The 15570-nt window shown below is 63.1% G+C and carries 12 protein-coding genes and 1 tRNA gene; 6 read left to right on the top strand and 7 right to left on the bottom strand.

Features of this window, described 5'->3' with window-relative positions:
* Positions 1-160 precede the first annotated feature (160 nt).
* Together recX and recA are read right to left on the bottom strand one after the other, a co-directional pair.
* A complete protein-coding gene (gene recX / locus PQQ96_RS27275; protein WP_408298424.1) occupies positions 161-1120 on the bottom strand; it encodes a recombination regulator RecX in 960 nt (319 codons plus the stop codon).
* Between the two features lie 7 nt (positions 1121-1127).
* Positions 1128-2204 (bottom strand): recombinase RecA, encoded by a 1077-nt coding sequence (gene recA, locus PQQ96_RS27270; RefSeq protein ID WP_408298422.1) that lies wholly within the window; start codon positions 2202-2204, stop codon positions 1128-1130.
* Between the two features lie 244 nt (positions 2205-2448).
* Here recA and PQQ96_RS27265 point away from each other — a divergent pair, with 244 nt between their 5' ends.
* The 5 genes from PQQ96_RS27265 to PQQ96_RS27245 all read left to right on the top strand — a co-directional run bounded on the left by PQQ96_RS27265 (position 2449) and on the right by PQQ96_RS27245 (position 7267).
* Positions 2449-3231, top strand: coding sequence for a response regulator (locus PQQ96_RS27265; protein WP_408298420.1), 783 nt, complete (start codon positions 2449-2451; stop codon positions 3229-3231).
* A gap of 9 nt (positions 3232-3240) precedes the next feature.
* Positions 3241-4779, top strand: a complete 1539-nt coding sequence (locus tag PQQ96_RS27260; protein ID WP_408298419.1) for a sensor histidine kinase — start codon at positions 3241-3243, stop codon at positions 4777-4779.
* Between the two features lie 230 nt (positions 4780-5009).
* The gene (locus tag PQQ96_RS27255; RefSeq protein ID WP_408298418.1) at positions 5010-6668 is read left to right on the top strand and encodes an MFS transporter; all 1659 of its coding nucleotides are present in this window, start codon (positions 5010-5012) and stop codon (positions 6666-6668) included.
* A gap of 87 nt (positions 6669-6755) precedes the next feature.
* Positions 6756-6832: transfer RNA gene (locus PQQ96_RS27250), tRNA-Met, on the top strand.
* 84 nt (positions 6833-6916) lie between these two features.
* Positions 6917-7267: a hypothetical protein gene (locus PQQ96_RS27245; RefSeq protein WP_408298417.1), complete on the top strand. Its 351-nt coding sequence runs from the start codon at positions 6917-6919 to the stop codon at positions 7265-7267.
* 244 nt (positions 7268-7511) lie between these two features.
* On the opposite strand, the gene PQQ96_RS27240 is transcribed toward PQQ96_RS27245, so the two are convergent.
* The 5 genes from PQQ96_RS27240 to PQQ96_RS27220 all read right to left on the bottom strand — a co-directional run bounded on the left by PQQ96_RS27240 (position 7512) and on the right by PQQ96_RS27220 (position 13778).
* Complete coding sequence (locus PQQ96_RS27240; protein ID WP_408298415.1) at positions 7512-9650, bottom strand: phosphocholine-specific phospholipase C; 2139 nt, start codon at positions 9648-9650, stop codon at positions 7512-7514.
* A 100-nt stretch (positions 9651-9750) separates the two neighbouring features.
* On the bottom strand, positions 9751-10104 hold the full coding sequence (locus tag PQQ96_RS27235) for a hypothetical protein (RefSeq protein ID WP_408298413.1): 354 nt from the start codon (positions 10102-10104) through the stop codon (positions 9751-9753).
* Between the two features lie 13 nt (positions 10105-10117).
* Complete coding sequence (locus PQQ96_RS27230) at positions 10118-12214, bottom strand: LamG-like jellyroll fold domain-containing protein (RefSeq protein WP_408298411.1); 2097 nt, start codon at positions 12212-12214, stop codon at positions 10118-10120.
* A gap of 113 nt (positions 12215-12327) precedes the next feature.
* Positions 12328-13212 (bottom strand): LysR substrate-binding domain-containing protein, encoded by an 885-nt coding sequence (locus PQQ96_RS27225; RefSeq protein WP_408298409.1) that lies wholly within the window; start codon positions 13210-13212, stop codon positions 12328-12330.
* Positions 13213-13334: 122 nt separating this feature from the next.
* Positions 13335-13778, bottom strand: coding sequence for a MarR family winged helix-turn-helix transcriptional regulator (locus PQQ96_RS27220; RefSeq protein WP_408298407.1), 444 nt, complete (start codon positions 13776-13778; stop codon positions 13335-13337).
* A gap of 157 nt (positions 13779-13935) precedes the next feature.
* Between PQQ96_RS27220 and PQQ96_RS27215 the strand changes: the two genes are divergently transcribed.
* On the top strand, positions 13936-15474 hold the full coding sequence (locus PQQ96_RS27215; RefSeq protein WP_408298405.1) for a DHA2 family efflux MFS transporter permease subunit: 1539 nt from the start codon (positions 13936-13938) through the stop codon (positions 15472-15474).
* Positions 15475-15570: the final 96 nt, after the last annotated feature.

Here is a 15570-nt window from a genome sequence, read left to right as displayed (position 1 = left end):
AACCCCCGAATTTTAGCATACTGGGTATTTGAGACAGGTCGGAATGCGCAGGGCCGCCCGGCGGGCCGGGGAGCGCGGCAGACGCTATCTCAAAGTGGGAACCGCGCAGGTATCCGGCGCGGGCCGTGCGCCAATCGGGAAAGCGCAGCTAGTCGCCGCGTCACTCCTCGTCGAACCCTTTGAGGATTTTGCCGATCGTAGCGCCCGAGAAACCGCGCGACGCCAGAAAGCGCGCCTGCTTGGCCCGCTCGGCGGCAGTTTCGGGAAGCCGGTCGAATTTCTTCCGCCAGACGGCTTGAGCGCGCGCCAGCTCGGTTTCACGCAGTTGCGCACTGGCTTCTTCGACCAGCGTTTGGTCGACCGCATGCTGCTTCAATTCGCCGACGATCCGGCTCGCGCCCAAGCGCGACGAGCGCCGATGGATCAGGCTTTCGGCAAAACGCGAATCGGACAGCCAGTTTTCGGCTTCCAGCGAATCGAGCAAGGTATCGAGCGAATCGGTTTCCTCGACGAACGGCTTCAGCTTGCGCGCCAGTTCGGAGCGGCTGTATTCACGCCGGGATAAATAGCCGAGCGCGCGCCCTTTTAGCGAACGGGCCGGGCGTTGGGATTTTTTTGCATCGCCCTGCTCCGGCTTTGCCTCGCCAGGCGTGCGGCGCGAACGGGTGTAGGTGGTTTCGGACGGGTCTGTTGCAGCCTGCGCGGATGGATCAGACTGCGGCTCGCGACCTGCGGCGCGATCGTGCGCATCGAACGATTCGAAAGGATCTGCTTCGCCGGCTGCGGCAAAGGGATCGGGATCTGGTTTGTATGAGCGCCTGGAGGCAGTGTCGCCGACAGAATCGCGTGGCGAACGTGAAGTGGAACGCCCGAAAGAGCTTCCGGAAGATTTGCCGAACGATGAACCGGATGAACGACTGAACGAAGAACCGGACGAACTACTCGGCGAATTTCCCGACGACCGCCCAAACGACCGGGTGGACCGGGAAGTCGATGAGGAGGAAGGTGACGACGAAGAGGATGACGACGACTCGAACGAATCGTCGTCACCGCTACGCGGGCCGTCCGCGTTGCGTCCAGCATTGGCTGCGTTGAACGCCGGCCGGCCCTTGCGTATCACGTGTGGGTTACTCTTCTTCGTCCGCGACTTCAGCAGCCGCGCCGGTCACCGCTTCCGCCATGGCATTCACGCCCAGCGATTCACGGATACGGTTTTCGATCTCACGGGCAATGTCCGGATTTTCACGCAGGAATTCGCGCGCGTTGTCCTTACCCTGACCGATACGTTCGCCGTTGTAGCTGTACCAGGCGCCGGCCTTGTCGACGATCTTTGCCTGCACGCCGAGGTCGATGACTTCGCCCTGACGGGAAATGCCCTCGCCGTACAGAATGTCGAAAATCGCTTCACGGAACGGCGGTGCAACCTTGTTCTTCACCACCTTCACGCGCGTTTCGTTACCGATCACTTCGTCGTTCTTCTTGATCGAACCGATCCGGCGAATGTCCAGACGCACCGACGCGTAAAACTTCAGCGCGTTACCACCCGTGGTGGTTTCCGGGTTGCCGAACATCACACCAATCTTCATACGGATCTGGTTGATGAAGATCACGAGGCAGTTCGTGCGCTTGATCGTGCCGGTGAGCTTGCGCAGCGCTTGCGACATCAGACGCGCTTGCAGACCCGGCAGCGAGTCGCCCATTTCGCCTTCGATTTCAGCCTTCGGCACGAGTGCCGCGACCGAGTCGATCACGATCATGTCGATCGAGCCCGAGCGCACCAGTGCGTCGGCAATTTCGAGCGCCTGTTCGCCGGTGTCCGGCTGCGAAACCAGCAGGTCGTTGACGTTCACACCGAGCTTGCGCGCATACTGGATGTCCAGCGCGTGTTCCGCGTCGATAAACGCTGCCGTGCCGCCGAGCTTCTGCATTTCGGCGACGACTTGCAACGTCAGCGTAGTTTTACCGGACGATTCCGGGCCATAAATTTCGACCACACGGCCACGCGGCAAACCGCCGACGCCCAGCGCGATGTCGAGACCGAGCGATCCGGTTGAGACCACCTGGATATCTTCGACCGCCTCACCTGCGCCGAGCCGCATGACCGACCCTTTGCCGAACTGTTTTTCGATCTGCGCGAGTGCGGCAGCAAGTGCCTTGCCCTTTTCAGCAGTCAGTCCAGCCGAGCCTTTCTTGCTTTCTTCCATGAATCGTCCTTTGCTATGATGAACGGCGTCTGAGGCAGATGTGCGGCCCAGGTTTTCAAGATTCTTGAAGGACAGCACACGAAACTCAGACACTGTATAAAAAAACAGTAGTTTTGGCAAGCGCGATTCTCATGCGAACGCGCATTTTTACCGTCGCACTGCCCAACTACCCACAATAATTTTCGGAGACCGCTGTGCGCCAGGGGGACACCCCACGGTGCCGGCAAGGCCAGGTTGGCACACCATGCGAATTCTGATTGCCGAAGACGACAGCATACTCGCGGACGGTCTGGTTCGATCACTCCGCCAATCGGCCTATGCCGTTGATCACGTGAAGAACGGCGTCGAGGCCGACACCGCGCTGTCGGTGCAAACGTTCGATCTGCTGATCCTCGATCTGGGCCTGCCGCGCATGTCCGGGCTCGAGGTGCTGCGCCGCCTGCGCGCCCGCAACTCGAGCGTGCCGGTGCTGATTCTCACGGCCGCGGACAGCGTCGACGAGCGTGTCAAAGGCCTCGACCTCGGCGCCGACGATTACATGGCCAAACCCTTCGCGCTGAACGAACTCGAGGCGCGCGTGCGCGCCTTGACCCGGCGCGGCGCGGGCGGCGGCCCGACGGTGGTGCGGCATGGTTCGCTGTCGTTCGATCAGGTCGGCCGGATTGCCTATGTCAACGAGCAGGTGATCGACCTGTCGGCGCGCGAACTCGGTTTGCTCGAAGTCCTGCTGCAAAGGATCGGCCGGCTGGTGTCAAAGGAACAGCTCGTCGACCACCTGTGCGAATGGGGCGAGGAAGTCAGTAATAACGCCATCGAAGTCTATGTGCACAGGCTGCGCAAGAAGATCGAGCCGAGCGGGGTGCGCATCATCACTGTGCGGGGCCTAGGGTATTGCCTCGAAAAAGCCGCCCTGCCTTCGAACGTGAACCTGAGCGCCAACACGCTCGCGCCGCACGCCTCCACTGAATCCGAGCAGCCCTCCTCGCCCCCGTCGGCCGCGATGCCGGCGAGCCATCACTACAAATAGAGGACGCTCATGTCCGCACGCGCAGACCGCGCTACGGCGCACGCGGCGGACCTCGACGAAGCGCGCGACGAGCGCTACGCCAATCCGTTTGCCCCGCCCGACGAAACCGAAGCCGCCGCCGAAGCGCGCCCGCGCTCGCTGTTCGGTGAAATTCTGGACTGGATGCTGGCGCCGCTGCTGCTGCTCTGGCCGATGAGCCTCGCGGTCACGTATCTGGTTGCCAAGTCGATCGCCAACGGGCCATTCGACCGCGCGCTCGAAACCGATGCCTACGTGCTCGCCCGCCAGATTCATCCGATCAACGGCGTGGCGGAGCTGTCGCTGCCCGACTCCACCCGCGATTTTCTGCGCGCCGACAACGTCGACAGCGTGTTCTATCAGGTGCTCGGCACGCGCGGCGAACTGGTGGGCGGCGAGCGCGACATGCCGCTGCCGCACGAGGAAGACCGGCCGCCGCCGGGTCTCGTCGAATTCCGTGACGACGTGCTGCGCGGCAACGATATCCGCGTCGCCTATACGACCGTCGAGTTTCCGCAGACGCCCGGCGCCCAGCCGGTGCTGGTGCAGGTCGCCGAAACGCTCGACAAACGCAGCCAGCTCGCCAACGACATCATCAAAGGCGTGATCCTCCCGCAGTTCGTGATCCTGCCGCTGGCGATCCTGCTGGTGTGGTTCGGCCTGTCGCGCGGACTCGCGCCGCTGCATGCCCTGCAGGCGCATATTCGCGCGCGCCGCCCGGACGATCTGTCGCCGCTCGAAGCCCGCCGCGCGCCGCCGGAAATCGAGCCGCTGGTGACGTCGTTCAACGATCTGCTGACGCGCCTCGCCCAGAACATGGAGTTACAGAAGCGCTTTATCGCCGACGCCGCGCATCAGATGAAAACGCCGCTTGCCGGTCTGCGCACCCAGGCTGAGCTTGCGCTGCGCCAGGACGCCTCCGCGGAAGTCCACCGCTCGCTCGAACAGATCGCCACCAGTTCGGAGCAGGCGGCGCGTCTTGTCACCCAGTTACTGGCACTGGCGCGCGCGGAAAACTGCATGTCGGGCCAGATTTTCACGCCCGTCGAGGTGACCGAAGTGGCGCGCAGCGCTGTGCGCGACTGGGTGCAAGCGGCGCTCGCCAAACAGATGGACCTCGGCTACGAAGCGCCCGAAGAGCCGGTCGAAGTCGACGGCAATCCGATCATGCTGCGCGAAATGCTGTCGAATCTGATCGACAACGCGATCCGCTACACGCCAGCGGGTGGGCGAATCACCGTGCGGGTGCGGCATGACGTGACGGCGCAGCGCGTGCATCTGGAAGTAGAAGACACCGGGCTCGGCATTCCGGTGGCCGAGCGCGCGCGGGTGGTCGAGCGCTTTTACCGGATTCTCGGCCGCGAAGGCGACGGCAGCGGCCTTGGGCTCGCGATCGTCCGCGAGATCACGACGATGCACGGCGGGGAGATGACGATCGACGACAACGTCTATCAAACCGCCCCGCGGCTCGCCGGAACGCTTGTGCGCGTCAGCTTGCATGTGTTCGACCGGGCACGGGACTTACCCTAAGGGCGCAAAGACTCACGCATGAGCCACCGCAATATTGAGATAACTTAAAGAAATCTTGCCAGAACTTAGGCGCGAATTGACGTATTTTGATTGAAATTCCATCAACACAACCGAGACTGCCACTCCCCCCCTCCACGTCAGTACGCCGTAAGTTTCCACTCCAATAATCGGTTTCACGGGAACGCCTTTGCCGGCGGACCGCGTGCACATATCAATATTGGAGACGACATATGGCTACCGTTGGCGGGCAAATCTCGCACGTGCCGATGACGCACGATGAGAAGCGGGTGATCTTCGCATCGTCGCTAGGTACGGTTTTCGAGTGGTACGACTTCTATCTGGCCGGCTCACTTGCGATCTTCATCAGCAAGAGCTTCTTCTCCGGCGTCAATCCGACTGCCGCTTTCATCTTCACGCTCCTCAGCTTCGCCGCGGGCTTCGCGGTACGACCGTTCGGCGCGATCGTGTTCGGGCGCCTCGGCGATATGGTCGGGCGCAAACACACGTTCCTCATCACGATCGTGATCATGGGCCTGTCGACCTTCCTGGTCGGTTTCCTGCCCGGCTATGCATCGATCGGCATTGCGTCGCCGGTGATCTTCATCGCGATGCGCTTGCTACAGGGTCTTGCACTCGGCGGCGAATACGGCGGTGCGGCAACCTACGTCGCGGAACATGCGCCGGCGGGACGCCGCGGTTTCTACACTGCGTGGATCCAGACCACCGCCACACTTGGCCTGTTCCTGTCGCTGCTGGTGATTCTCGGCGCGCGCACGGCCATGGGCGAAGACGCGTTCGGCGCCTGGGGCTGGCGCATTCCGTTCCTTGCGTCGATCTTCCTGCTCGGCGTGTCGGTGTGGATTCGCCTGCAACTGAATGAATCGCCGGTGTTCGCGCGCATCAAGGCTGAAGGCAAGACCTCGAAAGCGCCGCTGACCGAAGCATTTGGCCAGTGGAAGAACCTGAAGATCGTGATCCTCGCACTGATCGGCCTGACCGCCGGCCAGGCCGTGGTCTGGTACACGGGTCAGTTCTACACGCTGTTCTTCCTGACGCAGACGCTGAAGGTCGACGGCGCGACGTCCAACATCCTGATCGCGATCGCGCTCCTGATCGGCACGCCGTTCTTCCTGTTCTTCGGCTCGCTGTCGGACCGGATCGGCCGCAAGCCGATCATCATGGCTGGCCTGCTGATTGCTGCCTGCACGTACTTCCCGCTGTTCAAGGCGCTGACTCACTACACGAACCCGGCGCTGGAAGCGGCTACGGCAAAGGCACCGATCGTCGTGATCGCGAACCCGGACGAGTGCTCGTTCCAGTTCAACCCGGTCGGCACGGCGAAGTTCACGAGCTCCTGCGACATCGCCAAGAGCGCGCTCTCGAAAGCCGGCTTGAACTACGAGAACGTCGCGGCGCCGGCGGGCGCGCTGGCGGAGATCAAGGTCGGCGATACGGTGATCAACACGTATGACGGCAAGGCCGCCGACGCCAAGGACCAGGGCAAGGTGTTCGACAAGACTTTGGCCACCACGCTGAAGACCGCCGGTTATCCGCCAAAGGCCGATCCGTCGCAGATCAACTGGCCGATGAGCGTGGTGATCCTGACGATCATGATGATCTACGTGACGATGGTCTATGGGCCGATCGCGGCCATGCTGGTGGAGATGTTCCCGACGCGCATCCGCTACACATCGATGTCGCTGCCGTATCACATCGGCAATGGCTGGTTCGGCGGCTTCCTGCCGGCGACCGCCTTCGCGATCGTGGCGGCCAAGGGCAACATCTACTCGGGGCTGTGGTATCCGATTGTGGTCGCGCTCATCACGCTCGTGATCGGCATGCTGTTCGTCAAGGAAACCAAGAACTCAGACATCTACGCGCAGGACTGAAACACGGGATGAACGGGGCAACTTGAAAAAAGTTGTGCGCCGGGGGTTGACAGCCCCCGGCCCTATCCTCATAATCTCGCTTCTTTCGGCGAATTAGCTCAGTTGGTTAGAGCGACGGAATCATAATCCGCAGGTCCGGGGTTCGAGTCCCTGATTCGCCACCAGTTGCAAGAAAAAGCCGCTGACTCACAAGGTCAGCGGCTTTTTTGTTTTGGCTTCCCAAACTGCAACTTCAAGGAGGTTTCTTGATGACGTTCCGCACCGCCGCACTTGCTGTGGTCACCGCATCCATCGCGCTTCTCGGCGCTGCATCGCCGCTCACTGCCACCGCCCAAACGCCATCCGACAGTCAGTGGCGTGTCAGTTCGCTCACGCTTTCGACGTTGCTGCAGGACGGCTACAAAATCGTCGCCGTAGTGAACGGCGCACGCGGCAACGCCGGCCCGGCCGACACGATTTTCGTTCAGCGCGATCAAAGCGCCTTCAAATGCATCGACCCGCAGCAACCGGACGGGAAATCGAAAACGCCGGCCGCGCCGCCGGCCTGCTTCGAACTGGTCCAGCCCTCCGGTGCGGTTGCGGCCTCTGAGGCCAGGTAGTCGCAAGTTCGTGACGGTTGCGCCCCGCTAGCGCGCGGGCGTAACCGCCTACGCACTTGTCGCTCAACGCGGCGATAAAGCTCACTCGCGCGCGCAGGCAGCGTCAAGCACAGTAACCGTCATCAGACTCGGCCACGATCCAGCAACACGATCTCCCCGGCAGCCGTCCATAAAAAAGGAGTCAGCCGAAGCTGACTCCATCAAGTGCCACTCCTCGCGTATTCAACGCGATACTGCTATTGCCCTAACTCGCCACACCCATCGCCGGGTCGCTGACGCTGTCCTTGCCGGTTTCGACACGGCCGGCAAACCGCCGCGTCAAACCACCCGGTGCAGCAAGCGTGAAGTCGTACCAGCCACCCACAGCGCTCACCGACCAGTACGACTCAACCTGCATCCCCGCCGGCACCGCGTACGTCCACGGGCCATCGCTGCGATACGCATTCGATGTGACCGTCACGTTGGCCGTGGCGTTACCCGTATTCATGATCGTCAGATAGACCGCGTTGTTCGTGATGTCGTAGCAGACCCGCACTTCCGGGTTCGGCCCGGTCGCGACTGACGTGACGCTGCCCTGGAACGAGCGATGAAAGCCATTCGGCCCGAGCACCCACAGGCTGTAATTGCCCTGGTCGTCGGCAAGCGCAGCCCACGAATCCGACAGTTCCTTGCCTGCTTCGACGGTATAGCGGCGCGGCACCCGGTCGAGATGCAACTGGTCGTACACGTGGAACACAGCGCCCGCTGTGCCCGTGTTGCTGAAAATCAGCCAGATCAAGCCGTCCTGCACATCGGCATTGGCGCTCACATGCAACAGGTACGGCAACGCACGCGACGGCCGCGACGTCAGCACCTGTTGCGGCATCTGCTGACTCGCCACCGGCGGCACAGGCACTGCGCCCAGGGCGCTCTGCTGCGTGTTCTGCGCGTCGGCCTGGGCTTTGGTCGGTGCGGGCAGCGCCGCCACCGGCGCATCGTTCGGATTGCGGAAATTGAATGCCGACGTGAGATCGCCGCACACCGCGCGCCGCCACGGGCTGATATTGGTTTCGGTCACGCCGAAACGCTGCTCCAGAAAACGCAGCACCGACGTATGGTCGAACACTTGGGAATTGACCCAGCCGCCGGTGCTCCACGGCGACACGACGAACATCGGCACTCGCGGACCCGGTCCGAAGCATTGTCCGTCCGGCACGAGCGGCGACGAATCGCCGGGCGGATTCGGCTCCGTGAAGTACTCGTACTGTGTGTTCACCGTGGATTTGCCGGCGAACGAGCCGTCGGCATTTTTGCTCGGCGCGTCAGGCGGCGGCATGTGATCGAAGAAGCAATCGTTCTCGTCGTAATTGACGAACAGCACGGTCTTGCTCCACACATCGGGGTTCGCGGTCAGCGTGTCGAGCAACAGTTGCAGGTAATAGCCGCCCTGTCCCGGCGTCGAGGCGCCCGGATGCTCGCAATACGCCTGCGGCGACACGATCCAGCTCACTTGCGGCATCTGTCCGGCCGCGATGTCGTCCTTCAACGCTTGCAGGAAGCCGCCATCGGGCATCGTATTGCCGATGCCTTTGTACAGCGGCGCCACCGCTTCGAGCGACTGCGTGTAGGGCAACAACGGCGAACCGGGTAGCGTCTCGTTGACCTTGCGGTAGGTCGCGAAGCCGGCGAGCGAATTGTCAGTGTAGTTGTCCGGCATGTTCTGATAGACCTTCCAGCTCACGCCCGCCGCCTGGAGACGTTCCGGATAAGTGGTCCACTTGAGGCCGGTAGCCGACGCGCCCAGGCCGTCCCAGCCGTCGTTGTTCACCACCGCATTGGCACCCGCGCTCGCGCCATTGGTGCCGGTCCACAGGAAGATCCGGTTCGAGTTGGTGCCGCCATGCAGCGAACAGTGATAGGCGTCGCAGATCGTGAAAGCATTCGCCAGCGCGACATGGAACGGCAGGTCGGCTTGCTTGAGATAGCCCATCGACACATCGCCCTTGGCTTTCGGCCACTGCGTCATGCGTCCGCTGTCCCACGCCTGATGCGCGTCGCTCCACGAGTGCGGGCCGCCAGCGAGCAGCGCGTTGCCCTTCGTGCTGTCGAGGTAGAACGGCAGCACGGTACGGGTGCCGTCGTTTTGCTGGAACACCGTCGTGCCGCCCGGCTGGGGAATCGTGAAGCGGTCGCTAAAGCCACGCACGCCCGGCAGTGTGCCGAAGTAATGATCGAACGAGCGGTTCTCCTGCATGAAGATGACGACGTGCTGGACGTCGTTGATGGTGCCGGTCGCGTTGTTCGCGGGAATCGCAAGCGCACGTCGGATGGCGGGCGGAAACAGGCTGAGCGCGGCAGCGCCCGCGGCGCTGCGCAGGAAGGTACGGCGGTCCAGTGAGGTCATGTTTGGCGTGTTGGGGTCGTCAGAATCTGTGCGCTTGCCGGGTCGCCGCAACCGATGGCTCGGCAGACAGCCGGCAAAGCGCACGTGGCAAACAGCAACGTCAGGGCGCGCAGACGAGTTGCGTGTTCTGCAACGGCTGCGCGGCGCTCGCACCCGATGCGGCGCACGCGCCTGAAGCGGGCGCCGCGACGATCGGCACCGGCGCGCTTGCACCGCCCGCGCCGGCCGCCGCGTTGTTCGCGGCGGTGCCGGAGCCACTTGCGCCGTTGCTGGAGTTGCTGCTCGAACCGTCGCCGCAGCCGGCCATCGATACGCACAGTGCAACCAGGGCGGCGGCCGTCAGCAGGCCACGCATAGGCCGCAGCCCGCGGCGGGTGTGCGTGCGATCCGCCGCACGCGCCACACACGCCTCATTCGTCTCAAGCGCGTTCGAAAAGGAAGTCGTCGGGTTCATCGCGGGACTCCGGTCAGTGAGTGAGGGTGGACAGGGGCTTGCCCGAACCGAAAATCGACTGCAACTCGGTTTCGGTGACGACACGTGTCCACAGCGCGAGGTCGCTGAATGCCTGCACGTCCGGCGGCGTCGCCGCGCACTTGCCGACGGTGTACGGGGGCGTGTCTTTACAGGCGTTCATGTAGTACTGGCCGGTGCCGTCTTCGTTCAGGCCGAACACGCCGAAGCCCGGCAGCTTGGCGATGTTGACGCTCAGCGCCTGGCCTTGCACCTTCTCCTCGCCAAGCACCGGATCGAAGACGTAGGCATTGATCTGCTTCGCGGCGGTGTCGATCGTCAGTGCGAGATAGGTCCACTTGTTGGCGCTGACGTTCAGGCCGTTGATGTCGTTGCGCGTGCTGCCGTCGCCGAGATTGAAGCGGACGTTGCAGGTCGCGCCCGAGCCCGGGAACAGGCCGATCGCGATGCCGGCATTGCCGCCTGAGTAGTAGTTCTTGTTCGAGAACACCGGCGTGCCGTTGCCCGTGAGGTTCGCGCACGAGGTGTAGAACCAGAAGCCGATCGTGAATTGCGCGTGGGTCGTGACGTCGTTGGTCTGCGTGAGCTTGTAGCCATCAAAGCCATCGCTGTCGACGATATGCGTGTCGATCTGCAAGCCCTTGCCACCGAACGGGTCGGCGACCAATGAGCCGCCGTCGGCGTCCGCGGCCCACGGCCCCATCGTGCTGGCGTTCAGGCGATCCACCGGCGGCAATGCGCCAAACGGGTAGTAGGTGGAGAGACCATTGGTCAGCGTGGTCGCGAGCGGCGGCGGCGGGGGCGGTGGCGGCGGAGGTTGCACATACACGACCTGGGTGATCGTCGCGAGCGGCGCGGTACCGGCCACCACCGTGTAGTTGAACGGGTAGACGCCGGTAGCCGTCAGGCCGAGCTGACTGTCGGTATAGGTCGCGGTGCCGGCGGGCAGGCTCGCGATCAAGGTGCCGTTGCGCAGCACGCTGATCGCGCCGGTCGCAGGCGCCGTCCACGTGAGGACGAGGCTGGCGTTGTCGCTGCCGGTAGTGCCGAGCAGTTGCGATACGGGCGTGGCGCCGATGAACTGGCCGCCGTCGAGCGCATAAGTCGTGGGATCCGGCAGCGCGCCCTTGTACGCGAGCAGCGTCGGCGTGACGTCGGCGATGCTGGCGCGCGTGTAGAGCGCGGCCATCGTGGCCGGTGCGGTGGTGTTGCCAAGGCGCGCATTCGGCGCCTGGTTCAGCGCGATGAAGCTGGTTGACTCAGCCGGCAGCGGCAAGCCATCGGTGCCGCCCGCCGCGTTAAGACCGTGGCTGCTGGTCACCACGACCAGCCAGCTCTCGTTGCTGCGTTTGGCGGTTTCGGCGACGAGCGTGCCGAGCGCGGCATCCAGTTGCGTCAGGGTGCTCGCGTAGTTCGCCGACGACAACCCGTCATTCAGCGCGGCGTCCTGCGCGGAGTGATATTGCGCGACCACCAGCGAGTAACCGTTATCGATCATGTTCACGCCGTTCTGCGTGACGCAGGTGTCGGCCGAGGCGCAGTTCACTAGCGTGTCGAGATTGCCGGCATTCTGATCCGGCGTCAGCAAGGCAGCGAGACCACTCGAATCGACGGCGGCACCCACCGTGCCGGCCCCCGCAGTCTTGAGCATCTGAAACACGGTGCTGCTGTGCGAGGCCTGATTTGGGGCGTCGGAGTTGATCTGGTGACGGTCGGCCCACGTACCGGTCAGGACGGTTGCCCAGCCCGGTGTGTCGAGATTCGGTTGCTGCGACAGCGTGCCGTTGACACCGCCGCTGTACGCGGGCGCCACGGTGAGCTTCGCAAGATTGGGCAGCTTGCCGCCGGCGATGCCCGCGTTCAGCGCGCTATAGGTCACGCCGTCGAGTTCAACGAGCAGCATCTTTTTGGCTGCCGGTACGGTAGACGTAGCCGGCGTGCCCCCGCTGGCTTGCGCGTTACCCGCGCCGTTGCCAGAACTGCCGCCGCTAGTCTGCGATGTACCGCCACAGCCACTCAACGCAGCCGTTGCGCCCAGCGCGCCAAGCAGCGCCAGGCCGCATGCGAATTGCACGACGGTGTGCCGTCTCATTTTCGTCCCCTCTCGATGCCGATATGCGCCGGACCATCCGGCGAGTCGTTGCAACGATAGGGGCCGCGGGCGACGCCGCTATGTCGTTCTACGCAAGCTGACCGATACCAGCATCAGCATTCTTTTGGGGACCTCTCGGGGGGCGCGTCGACGTTGGCGATGAAGGCGGTAATGAGGCGTGAGCCAGCCCGCGCCTCGAGGTGATACAGATACTCCTGGAGGATCGGCGCGTCGGCATCCAAAGGCAGTTGTCGCAGGTCGGGATGGGCTGGCACCTCGCCGAGCGGCATCAGCGTACAGCCCATGTTGTGGCGAATCGCTTCGTAAATCGCTTCACGGCTGCCGATTTCGATCAGCATGACCGGTGCAACGCCGATGCGCTTGAACGCGGTCTCGGTGGCCTCGCGGGTACGCGAGCCGGGCTCGCGCAGCAGCAGCGTATGCGCGGCGACGTCGGCGAGCCGGACCACTTTCTGCGCGGCCAGCGGATGCCTGCAATGCGCGACGACGACAAGGGGGTCGTCGGCGATCGTACGGCGTGCTAAACGCGGATCGTCTACGCGCTGCGACGACACCGCGAGATCGACACGAAAATCGAGCAGCGCATCGAGGATCTGCTGTGAATTGCCGATTTCAACGCAGATTTTGACCGCCGGATACCGACGGTGAAACGCGGCAATGGCCGGCAGAATGTAATACGGCCCGGTCGCGCCGACCCGCAGATTGCCGGCGGCCAACTCGCGTTCGTTGCGCAGCGTGAAGTCGATATCGCTTTCAGTTTGCTGCATCCGATCGATCAGGGGCATCAATGCGGCGCCCGCGTCCGTCAGGTCGAAACGACTGCCGCGCCGGTGGAACAGCTCGACGCCGTACTGCTTTTCCAGTTGCTGGATACGCGCCGTGATGGTCGGCTGACTGACTTCGAGGCGCTTCGCGGCGGCGGTGACACTGCCCTGCCGGACGGTTTCATAAAAGGCGACCAGAAGCGGTGCAAGCATGGAAGGCTAAAGACAAAACTTCCAATTTATTACCGTGACGTGACAATTGCGTTACGAACAGCCTTTGACTTTGTAATGAATTGCAAGCGCCGGCGCGTCGATACGGCGCCGACCGCGTCGCGTCAGCGATCCACGAGGCGGCTGAGATTACCCCGCACCCTTTGCAGCAGCGCGATGAGTTGCTTCGCTTCTTCGTCGCTAAAACCGTTCAGCGCTTCGAGCGCGACTTCATCGCCCACTTTGCGGGCCTTGCCGAGCGTGCGCTCGGCCTTCGGTGTCATGCGCACCTGGCGCTCGCGGCGATCCTGCGGATTGGCCGTGCGCTCGATCCAGCCGCCCTCTTCCATGCGGTCCAGCAGACGCCCCGCCGAAATCGGTGCGACTTCGAGCAGGTCCGCGAGCCGCGCCTGATTGACGTCGCCGTAATGGGCGAGGTTGGCCAGCACGCGGCACTGCGCGCGCGTCAGATCGACCGATGACTTCGCGAGATCGTCGAAACGCTTGCCTGTCAGGCGGCCGACGTCGGAAATCAGAAAGCCGAAACGTTCTTCGAGTTGGATGGTCATGGGCGGATTATACGAAAAGCGTTCTTTTGTCATCGTCGGAATGGCTGCGAAACGGGCGCAACAGACGCAATTCAGGCTCCGCATAATTCCTGATGGGCGCACGCGCTGACGGTCGATATACTAAGCATGCTTACTATATCGACAATCCCACGCCTTCATGTCCTCCGACTCCCCGCCGACGAGCACCGCCGCCCCGCTCAACCGGCCGATGATCACGGTCTCGATCATGCTCGCGACGCTGATCCAGACGCTCGACAGCACCATCGCCAACGTCGCGCTGCCGCACATGCAGGGGACGCTGTCGGCGTCACAGGATGAGATCACGTGGGTGCTGACCTCGTACATCGTCGCGGCCGCGATCGCCACGCCGCTGACCGGCTGGCTGTCCGACCGGCTCAGCGTCAAGCGGCTTTTGATCTTCGCAATCGGCGGCTTCACGCTGGCCTCGGCGCTGTGCGGATTGTCGGAAACGCTGACGCAGATCGTCGCGTCACGTTTGCTGCAGGGGATTTTCGGGGCCTCGCTGGTGCCGCTGTCGCAGTCGATCCTGCTCGACATCAACCCGCGCGAAAAGCAGGGCCAGGCGATGGCGGTATGGGGCATGGGGGTGATGGTCGGACCGATTCTCGGGCCGACGCTCGGTGGCTGGCTCACCGATAGCTACAACTGGCGCTGGGTGTTTTTCATCAACGTGCCGATCGGTGCGTTCGCGCTGTTCGGCGTGGCGACCTTCCTGCCTGCGCGTGCACCGAAGCACGACGCGAAGTTCGACGCGTTCGGCTTTGCCACCCTGGGTCTCGCCATTGGCGCGCTGCAGGCGATGCTCGACCGCGGCGAGCAACTCGACTGGTTCGGCTCGCACGAGATCGTCATCGAGGCGCTGATCGCGGCAATCAGTTTCGCGTTCTTCCTCGTGCATACGGCGACGGTCGGCAAGAAATCGTTCTTCAAATATGAGTTACTGAAGGACCCGAACTTCGCCACCGGCACGTTCTTCATCTTCGTAATCGGCGCGGTGATGTATGCAACGCGCGCGTTGCTGCCGCCGATGCTGCAGAACCTGATGAACTATCCGGTCGCGACCACCGGTCTCGTGACCGCGCCAAGCGGCGCGGGAACCATGGTCGCGATGCTGTTTGCCGGGCGGCTGTTGAAGCGGATCGATGCGCGGCTGTTGCTGCTCGCCGGCTTCCTGATCTCCGCGTTCGCGCTGTGGCAGATGATGCATTACACGATTGTGCTGTCGGCGTCGGACATCGTCTGGCCCGGCGTGATCCAGGGCTTCGGCCTGGGTCTCGTGTTCGTGCCGCTAAGCGCGCTGACGTTCTCCACGCTCACGCCCGAACTGCGCGCGGACGGCACCGCGACGTACAGCCTGATGCGCAATATCGGCAGCAGTATCGGTATTTCAATCGTGCAGACGCTGATGACGCGCAACACCCAGGTGTCGCACGCGGACCTCGCCGCGACTATCACGCCGTTCAATCCGGCGATCCAGCCGATGCTCAATAACGGCTCGAATTACGACCTGGCGGCGCTCAACGTGTCGATTACCCAGCAGGCGTCGATGATCGCCTATCTGAACGACTTCAAGCTGATGTTCCTCGCGACGCTGTTCGTGATTCCGCTGCTGCTGTTGATCCGCCCATCGCGCCAGGCGCCGGATGCGTCGGTGGCGCACGCCGCGATGGATTGAGCGCAGCGGCAACGCAAGCCGCTTTAGTCTGTACGGACGATGTGCAAGCCGGCGGCAACTTCAGAATGAAGCCGTCGCCGCGCCTTGAGTTCCATC

The organism is Paraburkholderia sediminicola, from assembly GCF_046027825.1.
GTDB lineage: Bacteria > Pseudomonadota > Gammaproteobacteria > Burkholderiales > Burkholderiaceae > Paraburkholderia > Paraburkholderia sediminicola_D.
Note: the sequence above shows the minus strand (reverse complement) of the source record. Positions and strands in the feature narration are given on the sequence as shown.

Coding starts and splice junctions, on each gene's coding strand:
- PQQ96_RS27240 (WP_408298415.1), bottom strand. CDS start 9,650: ATGACCTCACTGGACCGCCGTACCTTCCTGCGCAGCGCCGCGGGCGCT.
- PQQ96_RS27255 (WP_408298418.1), top strand. CDS start 5,010: ATGGCTACCGTTGGCGGGCAAATCTCGCACGTGCCGATGACGCACGAT.
- PQQ96_RS27225 (WP_408298409.1), bottom strand. CDS start 13,212: ATGCTTGCACCGCTTCTGGTCGCCTTTTATGAAACCGTCCGGCAGGGC.
- PQQ96_RS27265 (WP_408298420.1), top strand. CDS start 2,449: ATGCGAATTCTGATTGCCGAAGACGACAGCATACTCGCGGACGGTCTG.
- PQQ96_RS27220 (WP_408298407.1), bottom strand. CDS start 13,778: ATGACCATCCAACTCGAAGAACGTTTCGGCTTTCTGATTTCCGACGTC.
- PQQ96_RS27245 (WP_408298417.1), top strand. CDS start 6,917: ATGACGTTCCGCACCGCCGCACTTGCTGTGGTCACCGCATCCATCGCG.
- PQQ96_RS27230 (WP_408298411.1), bottom strand. CDS start 12,214: ATGAGACGGCACACCGTCGTGCAATTCGCATGCGGCCTGGCGCTGCTT.
- PQQ96_RS27215 (WP_408298405.1), top strand. CDS start 13,936: ATGTCCTCCGACTCCCCGCCGACGAGCACCGCCGCCCCGCTCAACCGG.
- PQQ96_RS27235 (WP_408298413.1), bottom strand. CDS start 10,104: ATGAACCCGACGACTTCCTTTTCGAACGCGCTTGAGACGAATGAGGCG.
- PQQ96_RS27260 (WP_408298419.1), top strand. CDS start 3,241: ATGTCCGCACGCGCAGACCGCGCTACGGCGCACGCGGCGGACCTCGAC.
- recA (WP_408298422.1), bottom strand. CDS start 2,204: ATGGAAGAAAGCAAGAAAGGCTCGGCTGGACTGACTGCTGAAAAGGGC.